Below are 19,778 nucleotides of genomic sequence, written 5' to 3' on the forward strand. Positions count from 1 at the left end.
GACATGGGTAAAACAATCATCACCTGCGCCATTACGGGCGCTGTGCATACGCCCACGATGTCAGAGGCGCTTCCTGTTAACGCGGATATGATTGCCGAGCAGGCGATTGCCGCCGCCAAGGCTGGCGCTGCGATACTACATTTGCACGCGCGCCACCCTGATACTGGCGCGCCGACAGTCGCGCCTGAGCATTTCGCGGAGTTTTTACCGCGCATCAAGGCAGAGACGGATGCGGTGATCAATATCTCCACAGGCGGCAACCCCGTCATGACCGTGGAGGAGCGTATCCCTGCGGCGCGCCAGTTCAGCCCGGAAATGTGCAGCCTGAACATGGGGTCGATGAATTTTGCGCTGCATCCGATGGCCGATAAGTACGACACATGGAAGAACGACTGGGAAGAAGGTTATATCAAAGGGTCCGAAAACAACATCTTTCGCAATACCTTTCAGGATATTCGCATGGTGGCCGATGCGCTGGGCGGGCCTGAACATCGCGTGAAGTTCGAGCATGAGTGCTATGACGTGGGCCACCTCTATAACCTCAAATTCTGTTTGGACCGCGGCATGTTCAAAGCCCCGATATTCTTGCAATTTGTCTTGGGCATCCTTGGCGGGATCGCCGCAGATATCGACAATCTGGTGTTCATGAAACGCACGGCGGACAAGCTGTTTGGCGATGACTATCAATGGTCTGTTATCGGCGCAGGCGCGCAGCAGATGAAACTGGCGGCTGTTGGCGCGCAGATGGGCGGACACGTGCGTGTGGGACTTGAGGATTCGCTGTTCATCGCGCGGGGGGAGCTCGCTACGTCAAATGCGCAACAGGTCGAAAAGGTGAAAGGTATACTCGCGGCACAGGGCAACCAGATTGCCACACCGCAAGAAGCGCGCGCGATGCTGGGATTGAAAGGCGCAGACGCGGTGAATTTCTGATGAGCATTGAGCAACCAAAAGAGCCGCTGACCGTCACCTTCACATGCGAGGGCCGCGCAGTGGGCAAGATGCGCAACGAGCTGGACGTGGCCATGACCGAACCCATGGTCGAGCGGTTTACAATGGCCACGGACGAGGGGCCGTTTCATGGTGGTGATGCGACCGCGCCCCCGCCGCTTGCGCATTTTATCGCGGGTTTGACAGGCTGCATCATGACCCAGCTGCGGGCATTTGCCAAACGAATGGACGTGGTGATTGATGATCTCAGCGTGAACGCCGAGGTCAAATGGCAATGGACCCCAAAGGGCCGGATATACGAGACAGCGCCAAAGTCGTTTCATATCGACGTATTGCTAGAAAGCTCGTCATCGCTAGAGGATCAAATCGCATTGGTGCAAGCCGCCAAGAAGGGCTGTTTCGTGGAGCAAACGCTGGGGCAGGCAAATACTGTTACACACCGGATCAAATCCGGTGACGGGTTTGTTGCGATCGACTAGGTCGTCCAGAAGCCCTAGCGCACCATCCCGTGCAACACCGTTCGCGCAAGCGTACGTGCGATCTGGTCTCGGTCGGCATCGGTTTGATCGGGGCGCACGCGGTACCAATCGACCAGACCGTTCAGCGCACCCATCATAACGCGACCCGCAATCTCGATACTTGGCACATCCAGTGTACCATCGGCCAATCCTGATCTCAGGACGTCACGGTACAGATCTTCATAGTCGTTACGCTGTTTGATCAGCTCGGACAGCACGGCGCGCTCTGCCTCGGTGGTGGAGCCGCGCAGGTATATCTCAACCCCCAGTCGGATGCTGCGCTGGTAGGGCAGGGTGTCCATCATGACGCGGGCATGGGCTGTTGCCATCGCCTCCAGCTTTTCATGGCAGGGGATCGGGAGAAGGAGCAATGGTTCAATCGCGTCAAAACAGAACTGCATCGCCTGACGGTGGACTGCAAAATAAATCGCGTTTTTGGAACGGAAATGGTGATAAACCCGCCCTTTGGTCGCGCCTAAAACATCGGCAATGTCGTCAATCGTCGCCTTTTCCAGCCCTTTGAGCATAAAGCATTGTGCAGCAGCCTCGATGATCTGCTGTCTGCTATCGCCTTTGGCGTTCGCAATCTGTGCGGTCTGGGCTTGCATATCTGTCCCTCAAACGGTGTGCCCTGTCGTCATCGGGCGGTCTCATTTTTCGCGCGCTGACGCTGCCAAAGTGTACGGCGCGGCCTAACTTGTTACTGGCGTAATGTCAGATCACAAAATCAGTCTCAGCGCAAAGGCGCAACGCTACGTCTCTCGGTACTGTGTCGTTTCACTATTGACAGTTGCCCGTCCAGTCCCATTTTTAAACATACTACCGAGAATGTTGTCGCGGCAAGGCGCCGCGCTCAACGATCAGGTCGATATGCCATCGGGAATGGATGGCACAGCACCAAAACAGCGAATCCGGATCGGCCTCGTGCCGTCATCTCGGGCTAAGTGAAATAACATGGGAGGACATAATATGACTTACAAAACCAGCCTGACATTGGCCGCCACAGTCGTTGCCGCCGCCATCGCAGGCCAAGCGGCCGCGAAAGAGCGGTTGAACTTTGCGTACGGTTACCCAAACACATCTGCCATCGGACAAGCTGTTGATGATTACGCGGCTGCCGTTGCCGAGCGTTCCAATGGCGAGATTGACGTGACAGGCTTTGCCATGTCGCTGCTGAGCCTGCCAGAGACATCACCCGGCGTGCGCGACGGTCTGGCTGACGTAGGCTTTGTACTGCCACCGTATTATCCCGCAGAATACCCGACCAACCTGTATTTGCACGAGATGAACCTGCTGATTAATCTGGTAGAAAACCCGACCGGCAAAGAGCCGTTGGCGTTTGCCGGTGCGATGCTGGAGTACACTTTCAACAACTGCCCAGAGTGTATGGCAGAAAATGTCGCGCAAAATCAGGTCTATACGGGCGGCGGGGTGACTCCGCTGTACAACCTGCTGTGCAAAGACGTGTCTGTCACCAGCATCGAAGACCTGAAAGGTCTGCGCTTGCGTGCTGGCGGGGCAGGCTTTGTCCGTTTTGCCGAAGCATTCGGCGCTCAGGGCGTTCGCTTGCCCGTTTCCGAGGCCTATGAGGGTTTGGATCAGGGTATTATTGACTGCGCCATGCTGTCGGCACCCGAACTTACAAACTACAACCTGCACGAAGTCGTCACCGACATAACGCTTGCCGTACCAGGTGGTGCATTCGCGGGCGTTTCCTCGGCCAACATCAATGCCGACCGCTGGAAAGCGATGGATGACGCGGGCCGCGAGGCGCTTTTGTGGGGCGGTAGCCATATGACAGCAGACGTCACGTGGAACTTTTACACAGATGACAGCGCCGCGATCGAGCATGCCCGCGGGAAAGGTATCAAGTTCCATCAGGCTGATGCCGAACTGCTGGCAGCCGTAAAAGACTTTGCGAAGGCCGATCTGGAAACAGTTGCTGGCTTGTTCAAAGAAACCTACGGCGTTGAGCGTGCGAGCGAAATTTCGGCAGATTTTGCACCGCTGTTGGAAAAGTGGAACGGTCTTGTAACCGATGTCGACAGCAGCGATGCCTTGCAGCAGCTGTTCTGGAACGAGGTAGTCTCGAAGGTTGATCCAGCCACATACGGCCAGTAACCCGATGATTGCCTAACCAAAAGGGGCGCGATTAGCATAGTTTGCCGCGCCCCGAATTTCCTTTTCCAGAATGGACTTTCCCATGAAACCCGTCGCATCCGTGATCTCATGGCTTATCTCCGGAACATCAACCATTGCCGGCATAATGGTGCTGCTGCTCATCGCCCATGTATCGTTGGATGTGGCAATGCGGTTTGTGTTCGAGACACCTTTGAATTCTACCATCCTATACGTTTCTGCATTTTATATGGTCTCAATCGCCTTTCTCCCGCTAGCCGCGGTCGAGCAGCGCGACAGCCATATCGCGGTTGAGTTGTTGGTTGAGAAGTTTCCAACCAAAATACAGAGCTTTCTTGCAGGGGTTGCCCTGCTTCTTACGTTCATCGTTACAGCCGTTGTTGCCTTGCGCACGGGCGACGAGGCATTGGCCAAATACTTGGGCGGTTCCTTCTCCATCGAGGCGGGTGGCAAGGTCATCACGTGGCCTACCTATCTGGCGCTGCCACTGGGCTTTGGTCTGATGGCGATCGTTGCCGGTTGGAAGCTGATCTGTCTGGTAATGGGTCGCCCGCACGGGCTTGAAGCGCTCAAAGTCGAAGACCCTTACCTTTCTGGCGGAGATGCCCGATGACCGAGCTTCAGATCGCGGGCATATTCATTGCCGTTTTGCTCGTCATGATCCTGATGCGGATTCCCATCGGGATTTCACTGATCGCTGTGTCCTTTGTCGGCCTTTGGCAGATGTTCAACTGGAACATCGCGTGGGGCAGTCTGGGGATTGTACCTTATAACTTTGCAAATTCATGGGTGCTCAGCTCGATCCCCGCGTTTTTGTTTATGGGGTTCATCTGTTATCATACACGCTTGACACAGGGGTTGTTTAACGCCGCTCAGGTCTGGCTGTCCGGGCTGCCTGGCGGCCTGGCAATCGCGTCTGTGTTTGGGTGTGCGGGCTTTGCCGCTGTCACGGGGTCGTCTGTGGCGTGTTCGGCTGCGATGGGCAAGATCGCCGTGCCTGAAATGGTGCGCAACCGCTACAGTGCGGAGCTGGCGACAGGTACGGTTGCCGCCGCTGGCACCATTGGCGCGCTGATCCCGCCGTCCATCCTGATGATCTTGTACGGGATCATCTCGCGTCAATCTGTCAGCTCTTTGTTTCTTGGTGGTTTGGTGATTGGTGTTATCACGCTCTTTGCGTATATTGCGGTGATCCTTATCCGCGTAAAGCTGAACCCCGATCTGGCACCCCCCGTCAAGATCGAGGCAACGCGGGCCGAAAAGTTCAAGGCGCTGGGTCAGACATGGCCTGTGCTGTTGATCGTGATCGGCGTGTTTGCGGGTTTGTTCGGCGGCGCCTTTACGCCCACAGAGGCGGGGGCGATTGGCGCAATGCTGTCGATGCTGGTGGCGCTGCTCTATCGTACGCTGACGTTCAAGGCCTTGCGCATGGCCATAACCGAAACGCTGACAACCACGGCCGCTCTGCTGATCATCGCAGTCGGTGCCAGTTTGCTCACCCGCTTCTTGGCGCTGTCAGGGATCGGCGATGCGCTGTCCGATACTATTCTGGGCTTTGGCGTGTCGCCCCTGATGATCATGCTCGGGATCGTGGTGATCTATCTTGTTCTTGGCATGATGCTGGAGCCTGTTGGTGCCATGCTGCTAACCCTTCCGATTGTTTTGCCGATTGTCGATGAGACGGGTTACAGCCTGCTTTGGTTCGGGGTGTTGCTGGTCAAGCTGTTGGAAATCGGAATGATCACACCGCCGATGGGAATGAACGTCTTTGTTATCAAGGGAGTCGTTGGCAATATAGCAACCCTGTCGCAGGTCTTTCGGGGGGTGTTTTGGTTTGTTGTTGTTGATCTGGTAATTGTCGCTTTCATGATCGCCTTTCCCAATCTGGTTCTGTTCTTACCGAACCTTGTGAACTAACGCTGGCAAGCGGACAGGATGCACCTGACAGAGAGCCGAACGCCACGTCTTGGAGATGTGGCGTTTGTCTTTTCAGTGTATCCAGAACGATAGAGTGATCCGGTGCTGGTCACGGGCTTTACAGATGCTAGTGTTGGGGCAGAAATTCGGTAAAAACAACGGCACCGGCGGGCTTTGCGCCTGTTGCATAGGGCCGCAAAATGACAATCAACCTGATGGAGGACGCAATGGATTATCCCGTAGACATGACCATCACGCCGGAGGTATCGGCCCATTTCGATGACGCTACAAACACGATTACCTATGTCGTCAAAGACCCCAGCAGCAAACATTGCGCGATCATCGATAGTGTAATGGACATCGATTATGCCGCTGGCCGTATCACTTACGACCATGCGGATGCGTTGATTGACGAGATCGAAAAGCAGGAATTGATGCTCGACTGGATCATCGAAACCCACGTGCATGCAGATCACCTAAGCGCCGCCCCTTATCTTCAGCAAAAGCTAGGGGGTAAGATTGGCGTTGGTGAGAGGATCATCGACATTCAGGAAACCTTTGGAAAAGTATTCAACGAGGGAACGGAGTTCCAGCGGGACGGGTCACAATTCGACGGGCTGTTCAAGGACGGGGATACCTACCAGATCGGGAACATGCAGGCCTTCGCGATGTACACGCCGGGCCATACCCCAGCCTGTATGGTCCATGTGATCGGCAATGCGGCCTTTGCAGGGGATACACTATTCATGCCTGACGGCGGCTCGGCACGCTGCGACTTTCCGGGTGGCGATGCGGGGATGCTTTTTGACAGTATTCAAAAAGTGCTTTCACTGCCTGATGATATGCGGTTGTTCATGTGCCATGACTACGGTCCCAATGGCCGTGCGATCCAGTGGGAAACCACCGTTGCCGCGCAAAAAGCAGACAATATTCATGTTGGTGGTGGTAAAACCCGCGAGGATTTTATCAAATTTCGCACTGAACGGGATGCACAACTCGCTATGCCCAAGCTCATTATCCCCTCGCTACAAGTCAACATGCGCGCGGGCAACGTTCCTAAAGACAGCGACGGTAATGCCGTGCTCAAAGTACCGGTAAACGGGATCTAGGGTACGTCAGACCGTTTTTGCAATCTGCGTGACATAGGCCGAAATCGCCAGCATCGTCACAGAATGGGAAGCGCTTTTGGTCTGGGCCAACTCATAACCTGCCGACTCCAGCAGCTTGGCGGCCAGAACCAATTGGCTTTGCGCTATCATCCGCGGCTCCGAACAGGCATCTTTCATCGCGTCCGCACTGATCAGCTTTTCCAGGTCACGTATCGCCTGAGGTGTGTCCGAGTCTGGCATCGCGCCCTCCGCTTATTGATCTTCGCAGAATAACAGCTTTTTGCTTTGTCGCGAACTACGTAGTTGCGTGTCTAAGCGTCTATCAAAACCAAACCGCTACCGATGCCGCGAATTGCCGCACTTGTACGGTCATTTACGTTTAACTTGGCGTAGATGCGGCGGATGTGGGCATCGACCGTGTGGGGCGACAGTGTCAGAATATCGGCGATAACGGAATTGCTTTTGCCCCGTGCGACCCAGCGCAGTATTTCCAGCTCGCGGCGGGAAAGCTCGACCATCGGCTTCTCTTGTGCCCTCAGCACACAGGCGCGCAGATGGCCTGCTTGGGCCACACATTGGATCGCCCATATCATTTGGGGTGACAGGTCAATTTCCTGTTCGCCAAAACCCAAACCGACATAGGCGTTTTGCATCGCGGGGCCAAATACGTACAGGGCCAGACCGTCACCAACATGCGCTTGCGCCATCAGTTCCAGATAGCGTTTGCTGTCTTGCGTCGTCGGGGCAAGGTTTGCAGCGTCATGCCAATAAAAGGGTTTCGCCATGCGTGCGGCCAGTTCGGGGATAGGGTCAATCTGGACGAGGTTCTCTTCGATATACTTGCACAGCCATGCTTCGGGAAACCCCTGCGCCTTGATACTAGAGGGCGTCCCGTCTGCGTTGGTTGCATGATAGCTGGCCATGCGGACCCCGATGCTTGTGAAATACTTTGACAGTACTTTCCACAGGTCTTCTTTGGTTTCCGCTTGATGAATGTTGAACATAACGGTGTCTAGGTGATGCATCACAGTAGCCCTATGTTGGCGCGGCACGTCGTGATGGCGTTTTAAACCATCGTATTGGTACCCTAACAGAAATTCCGCCAGATACCTATGCGCGGTTGTCGCGTTGGACCGTGCGCACAAGGAAATTGACAGGGTCGCAGTCCCGAACCCTGTGTAGGGCTTGGGTTCTTTGGTATCTGGCGGCCCGTTTGAGGGCAGAGGATCACGGCTCGTGCCAGTACAATTGCAATGGTTTCAGAGTGGTTTTGAGAAAGTCGGCCTTGTTTGGATGCGGATGGGCAACCTCGCACGCCTATCAGCCGCGCTGCGGCCTAGTTGTTGGACCAATCCCGTCTATTGAGGTGTGCCAAACGGCATGGCGGTCCAATCCACTGCCATACTGACCTGCGCATTGACGTGGGCCAATCGCGCTTTCGCTGGCAATCGCCAGTCACGATCGGCGTAGGACGACGGGTTGATCGCCAGATGGCTGAATAATCGTGGCTGAAATATGCTGACGAAAGCCCTTGAAATGCGCCGATTCTTGGCGCGTCCTCTTGACTTCGTTGCCTGTGCGCGGTGTAGCTGCGCGCGATATATCCGTTACGCGCAGGCCCATCCGCTGCGCCACAATTGCCCAAGATCCAAGAGGGACCGCCATGCACGCCTACAGAAGCCAGACCTGCGCCGAACTGAATGCCTCAAACGTCGGTGACAAAATCCGCCTGTCGGGCTGGGTCCACCGCGTGCGCGACCACGGTGGCGTCTTGTTCATCGACCTGCGCGACCATTACGGCATGACGCAGCTGATCTGCGATCCCGACTCTGCTGCATTTACCGAGGTGGAAAAGGTCCGCTCCGAATGGTGTATCCGCATTGATGGTGAGGTAAAGGCGCGCGATGCTGATCTGGTGAATTCCAAAATCCCCACAGGCGAGATCGAAGTTTTCATCCGCGAGATCGAAGTGCTGGGCCGTGTGAACGGTGATCTTCCCTTGCAGGTATTTGGCGAGCAGGAATATCCCGAAGAAACGCGCTTGCGCTACCGATATCTTGATCTGCGCCGTGAAAAGATGCAGCGCAATATGGTCCTGCGCTCGGATGTTGTGAGCTCGATCCGCAAACGGATGTGGGATCAGTCTTTCAAAGAATTCCAGACGCCAATCATCACGGCGTCCAGCCCCGAAGGTGCGCGTGACTTTTTGGTGCCGTCGCGCCTGCACCCGGGCAAGTTTTATGCCCTGCCGCAAGCCCCCCAGCAGTTCAAACAGCTTTTGATGGTCTCGGGCTTTGATAAGTATTTCCAGATCGCGCCCTGTTTCCGCGATGAAGACCCACGCGCCGACCGCTCGCCAACAGATTTCTACCAGCTTGACCTAGAGATGTCCTTTGTCGAGCAGCAGGATGTGTTCGACACTATTCAGCCCGTACTGACCGGTATTTTTGAAGAGTTTGGCGGCGGCAAACCCGTCGATCAGGAATGGCCGCAGATTTCGTATAAAGATGCGGCACTTTGGTATGGCTCTGACAAGCCCGACCTGCGTAATCCCATCAAGATGCAGGTCGTATCCGAGCATTTCGCAGGTTCGGGCTTTGCCATTTTTGCCAAACTGCTTGAGCAGGAAGGCACGCAGATCCGTGCGATCCCTGCCCCCAAAGGCGGCAGCCGCAAATTCTGTGATCGCATGAACGCTTTCGCGCAAAAAGAAGGTCTGCCCGGCATGGGCTATATCTTCTGGCGCGATCAGGGCGAGGGGATGGAGGCCGCAGGGCCACTTGCCAAGAACATCGGACCAGAGCGGACAGAGGCCATCCGCCAGCAGCTGGGTCTGGGTGTGGGTGATGCAGCGTTCTTCCTCGGCGGCAAGCCCAAAGCTTTTGAAAGTGTTGCAGGCCGTGCGCGCAATGTCATCGGTGAAGAGCTGGGGCTGACGGATATGAACCGCTTTGCCTTTGCGTGGATCGTCGATTTCCCGATCTATGAAAAAGACGAAGAGACTGGCAAAGTTGATTTTGAGCATAACCCTTTCTCTATGCCTCAGGGCGGTATGGAGGCGCTGAACGGCGACCCGTTGGAGGTATTGGGATATCAGTATGATTTGGCCTGCAACGGGTACGAATTGGTGTCAGGCGCGATCCGGAACCACCGCCCCGAGATCATGTTCAAAGCCTTCGAGATTGCGGGCTATGGTGAAGAAGAAGTGCGCAAGCGGTTCGGCGGTATGGTCAACGCGTTCCAATATGGTGCCCCGCCCCACGGCGGCTGTGCCGCAGGTATTGACCGCATCGTGATGCTGCTGGCCGAGGAAAGCAACATCCGCGAAGTGATCTTGTTCCCGATGAACCAGCGCGCCGAAGACCTGATGATGAATGCGCCGAACGATCCAATGCCCGATCAATTGATGGAGCTTGGTCTGCGCGTTATTCCGCAAGACTGATTGCCTCTCCAGAAACAACAAAAGCGCCGCAAGACCCTGCGGCGCTTTTGTCATTTCAGTCTTCCAGGCTGTCGGCTTTCTTCTTTTCGATCAACGCACGCTCTTCTTTTTTGCGCGCCTCGAACCGCATGCCAAAACCGTTGTTCTGCTCTTCGCCGATCACTTTTTTTGCACGCTCGAACACTTCTTGTTCTTCTTCGTCCATGTGATGCTCATAATCATGCTTGAGGGTTTTGAAGCGGGTCAACCATGCGGGTGATGACATGTCGGTCTCGTTCAGTTCTTCCATCAGATCGTCGAGCTGCTGATGTTCGTGCACAGAATGTCGTGCAGCATCTTGCCCCCAAGTCTCGGAAATCAGTTTCGAATAAAACGTCTCTTCCTCTGCGGCCGCGTGGGATTTAACATCGTTGTAAAACGTCTGCCATGCTTGGCGACGCGTGTCGCTGTCGCCGCTGGTGTCAGCTAGTTTGGCGAGCAGATCGCGGTGGGTATTGTGGTCGGTTTTGATGGCGTCATAGATGGATGGCATGACTATCTCCTTTTGATGACTTGCCAACCAAACACGCGCATACCCCCTCAGGTTCCCGAACTGCGCCTATTCATTCTGAATGAAAGGCCGTTCGGTTGATAGAAACTCGCCCAGATTACCGCCGATTTCAGTGGTCCCGTTGGCGATGTTCACAGCGGCCATTAGCCCCAGACCTACAACTGCCGCCGTTAGAACAACCCAGTCAACGGTGACAGCGCCTTGGGTATCGCGCATAAAGTGGTGGAGAAAACTCTGCATGGCTGCATCCTGTTGTTGCTTCCCGTCTTGGATTAGGGGCCAAATGTGGCGGGACTGCGAGATGCGACCATGACAAATGCAGCGCATTTTAGCGATATAGTATGCTGTATTCTGTGCTTGGCGCGCGGAGCGATGCGGCCTATCACAGTGATATGAACAGATTTACCACTTCCCAAGCGCCACTTGGCGCACCCGTCGAAAACTGGGCGCCGCCGCCCGCGCCCGATTGGACCCGTCTCGACGGCAAGTATGTGCGTCTTGAATTGCTGAACGCAGAGGCGCATGCAGCGCTGCTGCACCGTGCCTATGCGGGGCATGATGAGGTCTGGGACTATCTGCCCTATGGTCCGTTTTCCTCGGCGTCACAGTACCATCGTTGGGTCCGCGATAACGCAGGGCAAGATGATCCGCGTTTCTATGCGATCAAGAATCTTGAGAGCGGCGATTGGGAAGGAGTGGCGAGCTATCTGCGTGTGTCCCCCGACGCAGGTTCGATCGAGGTGGGACACATCAACTATAGCCCTGCGTTGCAGCGAACCCGTGCAGCAACCGAGGCCATGTATCTAATGATGTCTTGGGCGTTCGAGGCTGGATACCGCCGCTACGAATGGAAATGCAATGCCTTGAACTTTGGTTCGCGCAGGGCGGCGCAGCGATTGGGCTTTAGTTTTGAAGGGGTGTTCCGTCAGGCTGCCGTAGTAAAGGGACGTAACCGTGATACGGCTTGGTTTGCTGCGATAGATGCAGACTGGCTCTCGTTGAAAGAAGCATACGCGGCGTGGCTGTCGCCAGCCAATTTCGATGATCAGGGACAGCAACGCGAGCGTCTGGGTGATATGACCCGTCTTGTTCGCGTGGCCGAAGACCCTGCATTGCTACCGCGCTAGATTGCGATCTTGGTTGCAAGCCGCTGCTGGATCAGTCCTGCGATGTGCGCCGTCTCAGACGTGGCAGTTTCGCCCGCCGCGCGTCTGAGCGCAAGCGCGCGGGCCGCATTCTCCATCCTGTCGTCCGCGACTGAACGGGCAACCCCCTCAAGAAATTGTGCGATATAGTCTAGCGCGTGATCATTCGGCGCATTGTCCAGCAGCTCTGCGGCATAGTTGATATCGTCGTGATAGGCGATCTCGTCGGGTGAGACTTGCTCATCCTCGATCACGCGCAGGCCAGCGGGTTGCCGGTTTACAGGTAGGGCGGCCAGCACCATCTGCTGAAACACCGCCAGTGACGTGATCGGTTTGCCCAGAAAACCCTGTGCACCTGCGGCCATTGCCTCGGCCTCCAGCGCGTCATCGCCTGATGTGCCCAAAACAATGCTCCTTTCCGTCTCAACTTGTGCCAGTTCAGCAATCAAATCTGCGCCATTGCCGTCGGGCAGTCCCATGTCAACCACCACAACGGACGGGCGGTACACCTGCAAATGCCGCCGCGCGGAGCGTATGCAATCAGCCCGTCTGATGCGCGCGCCTGACCGCAAGCACAACAGGCGCATTGCCTCGCAGGCATATCTGCTATCCTCGACCACCAGAACGGTGAGACCCAACAAGGGGCGTGTGGCGGTAGGGGCCGGATAATTGGCTGCGAACGGGTCGGTCGTATCCATAATGCTCTCCGATTCCATGGCTATGACCCATCGTTACGCAGTCATACCTAAGAGAGCGTTAACGCGCCGCATTGCACGCGCTGCTTTTGCAGACCATAACCGCTCAAACCCTATAAGATGAGGAGAATACAATGATTGGACGTCTTAACCATGTGGCTATTGCCGTGCCGGACCTTGAGGCCGCAGCGGACCAGTACCGCAATGCGCTGGGCGCAAATGTCGGCCCCGCACAGGACGAGCCTGACCATGGCGTGACTGTTATCTTCATCGAGTTGCCCAACACCAAGATCGAACTTCTGTACCCGCTGGGCGATGATTCCCCGATTCAGGGGTTTCTGGACAAGAACCCGGCAGGCGGCATCCATCACATCTGCTATGAGGTTGATGACATTATCGCTGCACGTGACCACCTGAAATCGACAGGCGCGCGGGTGCTGGGCAACGGCGAGCCAAAGATCGGCGCGCATGGCAAACCGGTGATCTTCCTGCATCCCAAAGACTTTAACGGCGCGCTCGTCGAGCTGGAGCAGGTGTAAAAGATGGGGCCCGTTTCCGCCGCCGTCCTTTATGCCGTGGTCTGGTTCATGTTGTTCCTGATCATCCTTCCCATCCGTGTCCAGACGCAGGGTGATTTGAAAGACGTCGTACCAGGCACCCACGCAGGCGCGCCAGAACACCACCATTTGGGCAAAAAAGCCCTGTGGTGCACAGGCCTGTCATTCCTTATTTGGGGGGCCTTTGTGGCCATCATCCTGTCAGGCGTGATCAGCGTGGATAATCTGGAGGATTGGGTGGGCCGCGGCGCCCCTGCGGCAGCATCTGAAACAAGTGAGTAAACGTCGCCGCCCCTAAAATGGGAATCACGAGGTTCAGCAGCGGGATCGAAAGGGGCATCGCCATCAAGATACCCGCAGCCCAGATTGTGAGGAAGTGCTTGCGCCGCAGCTCCCGCGCACGCTTGCGGCCAACGCGGCGCATGGCGGCGAGGGTGTAATACTCTCGCCCCAACAAAAAGCCGTTGATTGCCCAGAAGATGAAAATCGCGATGGGCGCAAAGACCACGTAGAGGATCAGCGCCAGCAGATTCACCCCTATAATCACACCCAGAAACCCGACTGTGTCTCGCAGCCCTTCCATGAAAGGCGTGCGGGGCTGTTGGGGGATATGCGGATAATGCACCGCTTCTACAGCGTCTGCTACATCATCAAGAAATAGCGACGTGATGGCCGAGGCTACTGGCACCATCAGAAACACCGACAGCACCATCATCACAAGAACTGCACCCCAGCTGAACACATCGTCCAGCCATTGCACTTCTCCCAGCAATGGCAGGGTCACACCATCGCCGATCAGCCAGCCCGCGACCGACGACAACAGGTAGGCAAAACCGATCAGCAGGGCCAGTGCACCGCCCACACCTGTGAGAAACACCCGTCTGAAGCGCGGGTCCCCCAACTGGCCGAGGGCCATGCCGAAGGCAGAGAAGATCATGCTCAGAGCCATGTAATAAGGTTCTCCAGCTGCGGGCGTGGGCGTTCGGGCGGTGCGCTTGTTTCCGTCCCGATGTGGATGATACCTGCAATCCGTTCATGCGGGGCCAGATCGAAACCCTGCTGCATGAACGTCCGGTCATGGCTGGCCCATCCGCTGAGCCAGTTGGCCCCCCAGCCAGCAGCCAGTGCGGCGTTCACCAGCGCGACGCAAACGGCGCCCGCTGAATACGTCTGTTCCAGCACAGGGATTTTTGCCGATGGTTTCTGCACCTCGATCACGGCAACAGCCAGATGGCCTTGATCAAACTGCGCGCGGCCTTTTGCGACCTGTTCGGGGTCCAACGCCAAAGCTTCGCCGCGTTGTTGGGCGAGGGTGGCAAGAGGCGGCATGGCGGCAGCGTTGATAATAATAAACCGCCACGGCTCAAGCTTGCCATGATCAGGGGTGCGCGCGGCGGCAGTGAGCAGCTGCATCAGTGTCGCATGATCGGGCACTGGCGTTGTCAGTGTCTTTGCGGGCCGCGAGCGGCGTGTCAGCAGGAAATCAAGGGCGGCAGGGTTGGGCGTGGGCATGGTGTTTACAGTCCTAGTTCTTTGGCCAAGTCGTCTATTACCTCTTTGTGGAAGGCTGTGACGCGGGGGTTGGGCTGGCGTATTGTAAGGGTCTCGTGCAGCGGATCCGGTGCGCGGATGTCCGAGCCGCTCAGCGCCTCCATCACAGCATGACCGCAGAAGGGGACGTAGACTTCGGAATAGCCGCCCTCATGCACCACGACCATTTTGCCGTTACAAAGGCGGACGGCAGTCTGTTTGATGCGGGCGGTCATATCGCCGAAGGTCTGCGCCATCGCCAGCATGGAGCCAAGCGGATCGGGTGCTGCGCAATCATAACCGCAGGCGACGATGATGACATCGGGGGCAAACGCCTCTATCTGCGGGATCACGACCGTGTCGAGGGCGTGCAGATAGCTCTCGTGCCCTGTGCCGGGGGGGAGTGGCAGATTGAGGTTGAACCCTACGCCAGCGCCAGTGCCACGATCATGCAGTGCGCCTTTCGTCGGGGGATAGTTGCCCTCTTGGTGCAGGGATATGGTCAGCACATCGTCGCGGCCGTAAAAGGCGGCTTCGGTACCGTTGCCGTGATGCACATCCCAGTCCAGCACAACCGCGCGCTTTATGGTGCCTTCGGCCAAAGCGGCCTCGACCGCGATGGCAATATTAGCCAACAGGCAGAACCCCATCGGCGTGTCAGGTTCACAGTGATGGCCGGGCGGGCGCGAGAGGGAATAGGCGTTTTCCAGATCACCCGTAGCGACAGCGCGGACAGCTGCGGTGGCCAGCCCTGCCGAGAGGGCCGCTATCTCGTATCCGTCTTTGGCAAAGGGGGCGTGGTGACCCAATTCACCGCCACCTGCATCCGAAGCGGCCTTGAACCGATCAAGGTAGCTGGCAGGGTGAACCCGCAGCAATTCGTCTCGCGTGGCGGCGGGTGCGCTGCGCATATCCAGTTCGGCAGACAGACCTGTGACATCCATCAGGTTCTTGAAACGTCGTTTTGTTTCAGCACTTTCCGGTAGGCCACCTGCTGCCAGAGGCTGCACCAGACCACCCAGCGGCAGAGTAGAGGCATAGTTGCCGCCTGCGTGCCAGAATGTGCGTTCATCCCAGAAAAAACCTGTGGTCATATTTGCCTCCTCGTGCTGTGGCTGAGGGTGGCAAAGGGCGTGGAGAATGTCCACGGCTATGCGGCCTCGTTTGTGGGTGCCTGTACGCCTTGCGTCATACATGGTCAGGCCGCCCGCTGCATCATGGGGCTATTTGGGGGGCGGTTTCTAGTTCAGGACGCGCACAAGAGATGTGCGGAACGTGTTATCTGGTGTTTGGCCCTCGTTTCAGGGCTTCAGAGCGCTTGCATGGCTGCAATAGCTTGGGCGCGTGTTACGCGTGCGCCAGTTTGCAGGTATTCCATGGCCTTCAACGCAGCCTCGTGCGCGTCTAGCGAGGAGCCTGCAACGCAGTCTTCTAGCACGCGGCAGAAATAGTCGTGTTGGTGTCCATCAACGAAAGTATAATGCACACACACATCGGTGAGCCCACCTGTCAGCAGCAGAGTATCAACCTTCAACCCTTTGAGAAGTATTTCAAAATCAGTGCCGAAGAAAGCGGAATAGCGGCGTTTCCGGATCAGATAATCATTCGGCAGAAAGCCCATTTCCTCTACGGCGATGTCAGTTTTCGGGTTGTCCTCAAGACAGTGGATGTCCTCATCCCCGTCAAGCTCGCGACCGAAATCTACCAGATCGGGACGGTGGACCTCTTGGATGAAGATCACCGGAATATCCGCGGCACGGGCGGCATCAATGGCCCCGCGTGTGGCCAACATTCTGTCGCGGTATCCAGCCATGTTATCGATCGAGCGGACGGCGCTGTCGTCGATGAATGTGCTGGCCTGAATGTCGATCACAATCAGCGCGGCGCGTCCTTCGATCAGTGCGCGTGAGGGGCGGTTCTGGTTTGCCATTGAGGGGCTCCATGATCTGCAAAAAGGTGTGTCACCCTGCGTACACCCCCAGTGCACCCCCTGTACACCGTCTGGTGCAAAAGATGCGGCCCCGCCTAGATGATTTCTATTGCGTCGAGGACGCCTTGTGCATCGTCCAGAAACACGATGGACAAACGCTGGTCGGTGTTTGTCACGGTGTCGGTATAGCTGATCGAAAGCAGCCCTGCCGAGACCTCGGCGGAGGCCGCATCAAAGACAGCGTTGCCGGTGTTGTAAAACCGCAGGCTGTCGCCTTCGCCTGTATTAAAGTCGTCGATGGTTGCATCGGTGGCGCTGCGGGTAAATTCAAACACATCCGCGCCTGCACCGCCTGATATCATATCGAGACCCGCGCCGCCGAAGATCGTATCATCACCACCGCCGCCATGGATTACTTCGTTCGCGTCCGAGCCCCAGACAAGATCATCGCCTTCGCCCGCTTCGATTTCTATCTGAAGGCCTGCAAGGCTGTAATCGGGGCTGGTAAGATCGATAATGTCGTCGCCGTCAAAAGCCTCGATGCGCTCAACCCCTGCAAAACGTGCAGTGCTTGCCTTGCCCGTACTGTCGGTCAGCAGCCTCGCGCTTGCGTTGAAGTCGGAGAACGCATCGTGGAGAAAGAAGGCCTCGTTGCCGCTGCCCAACTGGATGGTATCAATGCCAGCACCTGCATGGCTGACCGCTTCGAGCTTTGTATAGCCTTCGATGCTGACGCGCATCTGGGTGCCTGTTTGTGTGCTGCTGCTGACGTTAAAGGCCATGTAGCCCGCCGCATGCTGTGTTTGACCACTGAGGATCATCACATCGTCACCGAGATCTGCGCCGATCAGATCGGCACCGCCACCGCTGTCCAATGTATCGTTGCCTGCGGCCCCGATCAGGACGTCGTCACCCTCCCAACCATAGAGGTGATCGGCTGCGGCTGTGCCGCGCAGAATGTCGTCTTGTGGCCCGCCGAGGGGTTCTGTGGAGCTGAGAATGCGGCCTGCGGGTGTCGGGGTGTCGGCATCATTGCCCCAGGCAATGGCAAGGGAGCCACCTGAGAGGACGGCCACTTCTGGCGCGTTGGCCCCAGGTGTATCGCCATAATCTATGCGAAAGACGTTTCCATCGCGGGTGCCGTCCGCGTTGAACCGCTGGCCAAGTACCTGGTAGTTCGCGCTGTCGCCGATGGTATCCCAGACGGGACGTGCATCAACCACAGCGATAAACCCGCCCGAAGGCAGCGCGGCCAGACTGCCGCCTGAAATGCTGCCTGTCTCAAACGTGTCGGATACATCGGCGCGCAACGTACCATCGGCGTTGAAAATCTTGATCCCTTGGGTGCTGGACGCAGCAAAGCCGCCATTGGCCAGACTGACAATATCAGCCGAGGCCGTTTCGCCGGGCTGAAAGGTGAAAAGATCGCGCTCGGAAGTGACAGCGCTGAAGCTGGCATCGACGATTATGCTGGTGATTTTACCACCCTCGCCGATTGGGCTGCTTTCCCAAGCCACGACCATGTTACCACCGCTCAGCGCGGCAATGGTGGGGAAGTTTTGGTCGTTGATGGTTGTTGTATTGATCTGGGTACGGGCGCTGCCGATGGTGCCATCTGCGGCGACGCGCTGGCCGAAGATACCTGCACCGTCGCCGTCATCATAGGGCGCCCACCGCTCGTGCGCCCACCATGCTACGCTATAGCTCCCGTTGGCGAGGGCGGCGACAACGGGTTCACGGCCATAGCCGTGGAAGGTTTCGGATAGCACCGCCCCCTGTGGGGTAATAACGGCAGTAACTGCGCCGTAAGCATCGAACTTGTTGGGCAAACGGCCATCATAGGTCGCGTGCCATCCCACCGCGACATTGCCATTCGACAGCAGGGTCGCATCATTGAATATCTGGCGGCCCAGTGTGTCGGGGCTAATCTCGAAAAACGGGACGCGGGTGGTGCCATCGGCGTTGAGGATGGTGGCTGCTGCGGCAAATGTGTTGCCTGACTGCATCGTGCTGGCGACGAAAAATCCGCCGTCCTGCAGCGCCGTAATGCGCGGATGGTCTACACCTGTTTCATCAGTGTCGAGGTTGGAGAGGTCAAAATCAAAGAAAACGGGCGTTTGCATGATAGTCCATTGGCTGAGCGTTTAGCCTACCCTGCCTTATCGATCACCATAGCGATAGGGGAATTACCCGACCATCCCCACGATTTCATAGGTCTTTTTCAGGATCGGCTCGGTAATCTCGCGGGCTTGTAGTGCGCCTTTGGCCAGCAGGCGGTCGATCTCGGCGGTGTCGTCCATCAGGCGGGCCATTTCGCCCGATATGGGGGCGAGTTTGTCTACTGCCAATTCGACCAGCGCGGGTTTGAAGGTGCCGAATTGCTGGCCACCTACATCTGCGAGCACCTGCTCGACGGTTAGGCCGCTGAGGCCTGCGTAGATATTGACCAGATTGCGCGCCTCAGGGCGGTCTTTGAGGCCTTCGACCTCTGAGGGCAGGGCATCCGGGTCGGTTTTGGCCTTGCGAATTTTCTTGGCGATCGTGTCGGCATCATCGGTCATGTTGATGCGGCTGGCGTCGGACGGATCGGATTTGGACATCTTTTTGGAGCCGTCGCGCAGGGACATCACGCGGGTAGCGGCACCTTCGATCACAGGCTCGACCAGCGGAAAGAAATCAACGCCGTAGTCGTGGTTGAATTTGGCGGCGATATCGCGGGTCAGCTCGAGGTGCTGCTTTTGGTCCTCGCCTACGGGGACGTGGGTGGCGTGGTAGACCATGATATCGGCAGCCATCAGCGCAGGATAGCCGAACAGGCCAAGCGATGCGGCCTCGGCGTTTTTGCCGGATTTGTCTTTCCACTGGGTCATGCGGCCCATCCAGCCCATGCGCGCCACGCAGTTAAAGATCCAGCCCAACTGCGCATGCTCGGGCACTTGGGACTGGTTGATGAGGATGGATTTCTCGGGCGAGATACCGGACGCGATGAAACCTGCCGCCAGCTCGCGGGTGTTGTGGCGCAGGGTGGCGGGGTCCAGCAGCTTGGCGGTGATGGCGTGAAGATCGACCATGCAATAGACGGTCTGGAAGTCGCCTTGGTTTTGCATGTCCACGAACCGCTTGATCGCACCGAGATAATTCCCCAGCGTGAGGCCGCCCGAGGGCTGGATGCCAGAGAAAACGCGGGGGGTGAATGTGGTTTCGGTCATGGAATGCTCCGCTTGGGGCTGGATATGCTGTCGCGATGGGCTTACCCATGGCGCCACGTCCCGTCAACCGAACCCATGAGAGCATC

General features: G+C 56.9%; 22 protein-coding genes. 10 read left to right on the forward strand and 12 right to left on the reverse strand.

Annotated features, from left to right (window positions below; all coding sequences use genetic code 11):
* Nucleotides 1-3: 3 nt before the first annotated feature.
* Entirely contained in the window at nucleotides 4-933 is a 930-nt protein-coding gene (locus tag Q0903_RS17595; RefSeq protein ID WP_299417486.1) for a 3-keto-5-aminohexanoate cleavage protein, read from the forward strand.
* The gene (locus tag Q0903_RS17600; protein WP_299031199.1) at nucleotides 933-1,430 is read left to right on the forward strand and encodes an OsmC family protein; all 498 of its coding nucleotides are present in this window, start codon (nucleotides 933-935) and stop codon (nucleotides 1,428-1,430) included. Before Q0903_RS17595 ends, Q0903_RS17600 begins: the two co-directional genes overlap by 1 nt.
* Nucleotides 1,431-1,444: 14 nt before the next feature.
* Here the strand turns inward: Q0903_RS17600 and Q0903_RS17605 are convergent, their stop codons facing one another.
* Nucleotides 1,445-2,077 carry a TetR/AcrR family transcriptional regulator gene (locus Q0903_RS17605; RefSeq protein ID WP_299031197.1) on the reverse strand — a complete coding sequence of 211 codons (633 nt, stop codon included), beginning with the start codon at nucleotides 2,075-2,077 and terminating at the stop codon, nucleotides 1,445-1,447.
* A 361-nt stretch (nucleotides 2,078-2,438) separates the two neighbouring features.
* Between Q0903_RS17605 and Q0903_RS17610 the strand changes: the two genes are divergently transcribed.
* The 4 genes from Q0903_RS17610 to Q0903_RS17625 all read left to right on the forward strand — a co-directional run bounded on the left by Q0903_RS17610 (nucleotide 2,439) and on the right by Q0903_RS17625 (nucleotide 6,634).
* The gene (locus Q0903_RS17610) at nucleotides 2,439-3,590 is read left to right on the forward strand and encodes a C4-dicarboxylate TRAP transporter substrate-binding protein (RefSeq protein ID WP_299417488.1); all 1,152 of its coding nucleotides are present in this window, start codon (nucleotides 2,439-2,441) and stop codon (nucleotides 3,588-3,590) included.
* Between the two features lie 82 nt (nucleotides 3,591-3,672).
* Entirely contained in the window at nucleotides 3,673-4,221 is a 549-nt protein-coding gene (locus Q0903_RS17615; RefSeq protein ID WP_299417490.1) for a TRAP transporter small permease, read from the forward strand.
* Entirely contained in the window at nucleotides 4,218-5,525 is a 1,308-nt protein-coding gene (locus tag Q0903_RS17620) for a TRAP transporter large permease (protein WP_299417492.1), read from the forward strand. The genes Q0903_RS17615 and Q0903_RS17620 overlap by 4 nt, the downstream gene beginning before the upstream one ends.
* A 227-nt stretch (nucleotides 5,526-5,752) precedes the next feature.
* Complete coding sequence (locus Q0903_RS17625) at nucleotides 5,753-6,634, forward strand: MBL fold metallo-hydrolase (protein WP_299417607.1); 882 nt, start codon at nucleotides 5,753-5,755, stop codon at nucleotides 6,632-6,634.
* A gap of 6 nt (nucleotides 6,635-6,640) precedes the next feature.
* On the opposite strand, the gene Q0903_RS17630 is transcribed toward Q0903_RS17625, so the two are convergent.
* On the reverse strand, nucleotides 6,641-6,874 hold the full coding sequence (locus tag Q0903_RS17630; protein ID WP_299417494.1) for a hypothetical protein: 234 nt from the start codon (nucleotides 6,872-6,874) through the stop codon (nucleotides 6,641-6,643).
* A gap of 71 nt (nucleotides 6,875-6,945) precedes the next feature.
* Nucleotides 6,946-7,659 (reverse strand): LuxR family transcriptional regulator, encoded by a 714-nt coding sequence (locus Q0903_RS17635; RefSeq protein ID WP_299417496.1) that lies wholly within the window; start codon nucleotides 7,657-7,659, stop codon nucleotides 6,946-6,948.
* Between the two features lie 638 nt (nucleotides 7,660-8,297).
* Between Q0903_RS17635 and aspS the strand changes: the two genes are divergently transcribed.
* Nucleotides 8,298-10,076: an aspartate--tRNA ligase gene (aspS, locus tag Q0903_RS17640; RefSeq protein WP_299031185.1), complete on the forward strand. Its 1,779-nt coding sequence runs from the start codon at nucleotides 8,298-8,300 to the stop codon at nucleotides 10,074-10,076.
* A gap of 55 nt (nucleotides 10,077-10,131) precedes the next feature.
* Here aspS and Q0903_RS17645 read toward each other — a convergent pair whose 3' ends face one another.
* Together Q0903_RS17645 and Q0903_RS17650 are read right to left on the reverse strand one after the other, a co-directional pair.
* Complete coding sequence (locus tag Q0903_RS17645; protein ID WP_299417498.1) at nucleotides 10,132-10,608, reverse strand: hemerythrin domain-containing protein; 477 nt, start codon at nucleotides 10,606-10,608, stop codon at nucleotides 10,132-10,134.
* Between the two features lie 66 nt (nucleotides 10,609-10,674).
* Nucleotides 10,675-10,866 carry a hypothetical protein gene (locus Q0903_RS17650; protein ID WP_299031181.1) on the reverse strand — a complete coding sequence of 64 codons (192 nt, stop codon included), beginning with the start codon at nucleotides 10,864-10,866 and terminating at the stop codon, nucleotides 10,675-10,677.
* Between the two features lie 152 nt (nucleotides 10,867-11,018).
* Between Q0903_RS17650 and Q0903_RS17655 the strand changes: the two genes are divergently transcribed.
* Nucleotides 11,019-11,753: a GNAT family protein gene (locus Q0903_RS17655; RefSeq protein ID WP_299031298.1), complete on the forward strand. Its 735-nt coding sequence runs from the start codon at nucleotides 11,019-11,021 to the stop codon at nucleotides 11,751-11,753.
* Here the strand turns inward: Q0903_RS17655 and Q0903_RS17660 are convergent.
* Nucleotides 11,750-12,469, reverse strand: a complete 720-nt coding sequence (locus tag Q0903_RS17660) for a response regulator (protein ID WP_299417500.1) — start codon at nucleotides 12,467-12,469, stop codon at nucleotides 11,750-11,752. The genes Q0903_RS17655 and Q0903_RS17660 overlap by 4 nt on opposite strands.
* Nucleotides 12,470-12,600: 131 nt before the next feature.
* Here Q0903_RS17660 and mce point away from each other — a divergent pair, with 131 nt between their 5' ends.
* Together mce and Q0903_RS17670 are read left to right on the forward strand one after the other, a co-directional pair.
* Nucleotides 12,601-13,005, forward strand: coding sequence for a methylmalonyl-CoA epimerase (mce, locus tag Q0903_RS17665; RefSeq protein ID WP_299031177.1), 405 nt, complete (start codon nucleotides 12,601-12,603; stop codon nucleotides 13,003-13,005).
* Between the two features lie 3 nt (nucleotides 13,006-13,008).
* Nucleotides 13,009-13,305, forward strand: a complete 297-nt coding sequence (locus Q0903_RS17670; RefSeq protein WP_299031175.1) for a DUF1467 family protein — start codon at nucleotides 13,009-13,011, stop codon at nucleotides 13,303-13,305.
* On the opposite strand, the gene Q0903_RS17675 is transcribed toward Q0903_RS17670, so the two are convergent.
* From Q0903_RS17675 to trpS, 6 genes are all read right to left on the reverse strand, one after another.
* Nucleotides 13,235-13,960 carry an EI24 domain-containing protein gene (locus Q0903_RS17675; protein WP_299417503.1) on the reverse strand — a complete coding sequence of 242 codons (726 nt, stop codon included), beginning with the start codon at nucleotides 13,958-13,960 and terminating at the stop codon, nucleotides 13,235-13,237. The two genes, Q0903_RS17670 and Q0903_RS17675, sit on opposite strands and share 71 nt — an antisense overlap.
* A 2-nt stretch (nucleotides 13,961-13,962) precedes the next feature.
* A complete protein-coding gene (locus tag Q0903_RS17680) occupies nucleotides 13,963-14,535 on the reverse strand; it encodes a nitroreductase family protein (RefSeq protein ID WP_299417505.1) in 573 nt (190 codons plus the stop codon).
* Between the two features lie 5 nt (nucleotides 14,536-14,540).
* On the reverse strand, nucleotides 14,541-15,647 hold the full coding sequence (locus Q0903_RS17685; RefSeq protein ID WP_299417507.1) for a class II histone deacetylase: 1,107 nt from the start codon (nucleotides 15,645-15,647) through the stop codon (nucleotides 14,541-14,543).
* A 215-nt stretch (nucleotides 15,648-15,862) separates the two neighbouring features.
* Complete coding sequence (locus Q0903_RS17690; protein WP_299031167.1) at nucleotides 15,863-16,483, reverse strand: cysteine hydrolase; 621 nt, start codon at nucleotides 16,481-16,483, stop codon at nucleotides 15,863-15,865.
* A 95-nt stretch (nucleotides 16,484-16,578) separates the two neighbouring features.
* A complete protein-coding gene (locus Q0903_RS17695) occupies nucleotides 16,579-18,606 on the reverse strand; it encodes a hypothetical protein (RefSeq protein WP_299417509.1) in 2,028 nt (675 codons plus the stop codon).
* A gap of 63 nt (nucleotides 18,607-18,669) precedes the next feature.
* A complete protein-coding gene (gene trpS, locus Q0903_RS17700) occupies nucleotides 18,670-19,692 on the reverse strand; it encodes a tryptophan--tRNA ligase (RefSeq protein ID WP_299031163.1) in 1,023 nt (340 codons plus the stop codon).
* Nucleotides 19,693-19,778: the final 86 nt, after the last annotated feature.

The sequence above is a fragment of the uncultured Sulfitobacter sp. genome (assembly GCF_947502895.1).
Lineage (GTDB): Bacteria > Pseudomonadota > Alphaproteobacteria > Rhodobacterales > Rhodobacteraceae > Sulfitobacter.

What these genes read in the sequence shown, in the direction of transcription:
- Q0903_RS17685 (WP_299417507.1), bottom strand. Translation starts at nt 15,647, where the DNA reads ATGACCACAGGTTTTTTCTGGGATGAACGCACATTCTGGCACGCAGGC.
- Q0903_RS17690 (WP_299031167.1), bottom strand. Translation starts at nt 16,483, where the DNA reads ATGGCAAACCAGAACCGCCCCTCACGCGCACTGATCGAAGGACGCGCC.
- Q0903_RS17600 (WP_299031199.1), top strand. Translation starts at nt 933, where the DNA reads ATGAGCATTGAGCAACCAAAAGAGCCGCTGACCGTCACCTTCACATGC.
- Q0903_RS17695 (WP_299417509.1), bottom strand. Translation starts at nt 18,606, where the DNA reads ATGCAAACGCCCGTTTTCTTTGATTTTGACCTCTCCAACCTCGACACT.
- Q0903_RS17645 (WP_299417498.1), bottom strand. Translation starts at nt 10,608, where the DNA reads ATGCCATCCATCTATGACGCCATCAAAACCGACCACAATACCCACCGC.
- mce (WP_299031177.1), top strand. Translation starts at nt 12,601, where the DNA reads ATGATTGGACGTCTTAACCATGTGGCTATTGCCGTGCCGGACCTTGAG.
- Q0903_RS17660 (WP_299417500.1), bottom strand. Translation starts at nt 12,469, where the DNA reads ATGGATACGACCGACCCGTTCGCAGCCAATTATCCGGCCCCTACCGCC.
- Q0903_RS17635 (WP_299417496.1), bottom strand. Translation starts at nt 7,659, where the DNA reads ATGCATCACCTAGACACCGTTATGTTCAACATTCATCAAGCGGAAACC.
- Q0903_RS17620 (WP_299417492.1), top strand. Translation starts at nt 4,218, where the DNA reads ATGACCGAGCTTCAGATCGCGGGCATATTCATTGCCGTTTTGCTCGTC.
- trpS (WP_299031163.1), bottom strand. Translation starts at nt 19,692, where the DNA reads ATGACCGAAACCACATTCACCCCCCGCGTTTTCTCTGGCATCCAGCCC.
- Q0903_RS17625 (WP_299417607.1), top strand. Translation starts at nt 5,753, where the DNA reads ATGGATTATCCCGTAGACATGACCATCACGCCGGAGGTATCGGCCCAT.
- Q0903_RS17675 (WP_299417503.1), bottom strand. Translation starts at nt 13,960, where the DNA reads ATGATCTTCTCTGCCTTCGGCATGGCCCTCGGCCAGTTGGGGGACCCG.
- Q0903_RS17630 (WP_299417494.1), bottom strand. Translation starts at nt 6,874, where the DNA reads ATGCCAGACTCGGACACACCTCAGGCGATACGTGACCTGGAAAAGCTG.
- aspS (WP_299031185.1), top strand. Translation starts at nt 8,298, where the DNA reads ATGCACGCCTACAGAAGCCAGACCTGCGCCGAACTGAATGCCTCAAAC.
- Q0903_RS17655 (WP_299031298.1), top strand. Translation starts at nt 11,019, where the DNA reads ATGAACAGATTTACCACTTCCCAAGCGCCACTTGGCGCACCCGTCGAA.
- Q0903_RS17595 (WP_299417486.1), top strand. Translation starts at nt 4, where the DNA reads ATGGGTAAAACAATCATCACCTGCGCCATTACGGGCGCTGTGCATACG.
- Q0903_RS17610 (WP_299417488.1), top strand. Translation starts at nt 2,439, where the DNA reads ATGACTTACAAAACCAGCCTGACATTGGCCGCCACAGTCGTTGCCGCC.
- Q0903_RS17615 (WP_299417490.1), top strand. Translation starts at nt 3,673, where the DNA reads ATGAAACCCGTCGCATCCGTGATCTCATGGCTTATCTCCGGAACATCA.
- Q0903_RS17680 (WP_299417505.1), bottom strand. Translation starts at nt 14,535, where the DNA reads ATGCCCACGCCCAACCCTGCCGCCCTTGATTTCCTGCTGACACGCCGC.
- Q0903_RS17670 (WP_299031175.1), top strand. Translation starts at nt 13,009, where the DNA reads ATGGGGCCCGTTTCCGCCGCCGTCCTTTATGCCGTGGTCTGGTTCATG.
- Q0903_RS17650 (WP_299031181.1), bottom strand. Translation starts at nt 10,866, where the DNA reads ATGCAGAGTTTTCTCCACCACTTTATGCGCGATACCCAAGGCGCTGTC.
- Q0903_RS17605 (WP_299031197.1), bottom strand. Translation starts at nt 2,077, where the DNA reads ATGCAAGCCCAGACCGCACAGATTGCGAACGCCAAAGGCGATAGCAGA.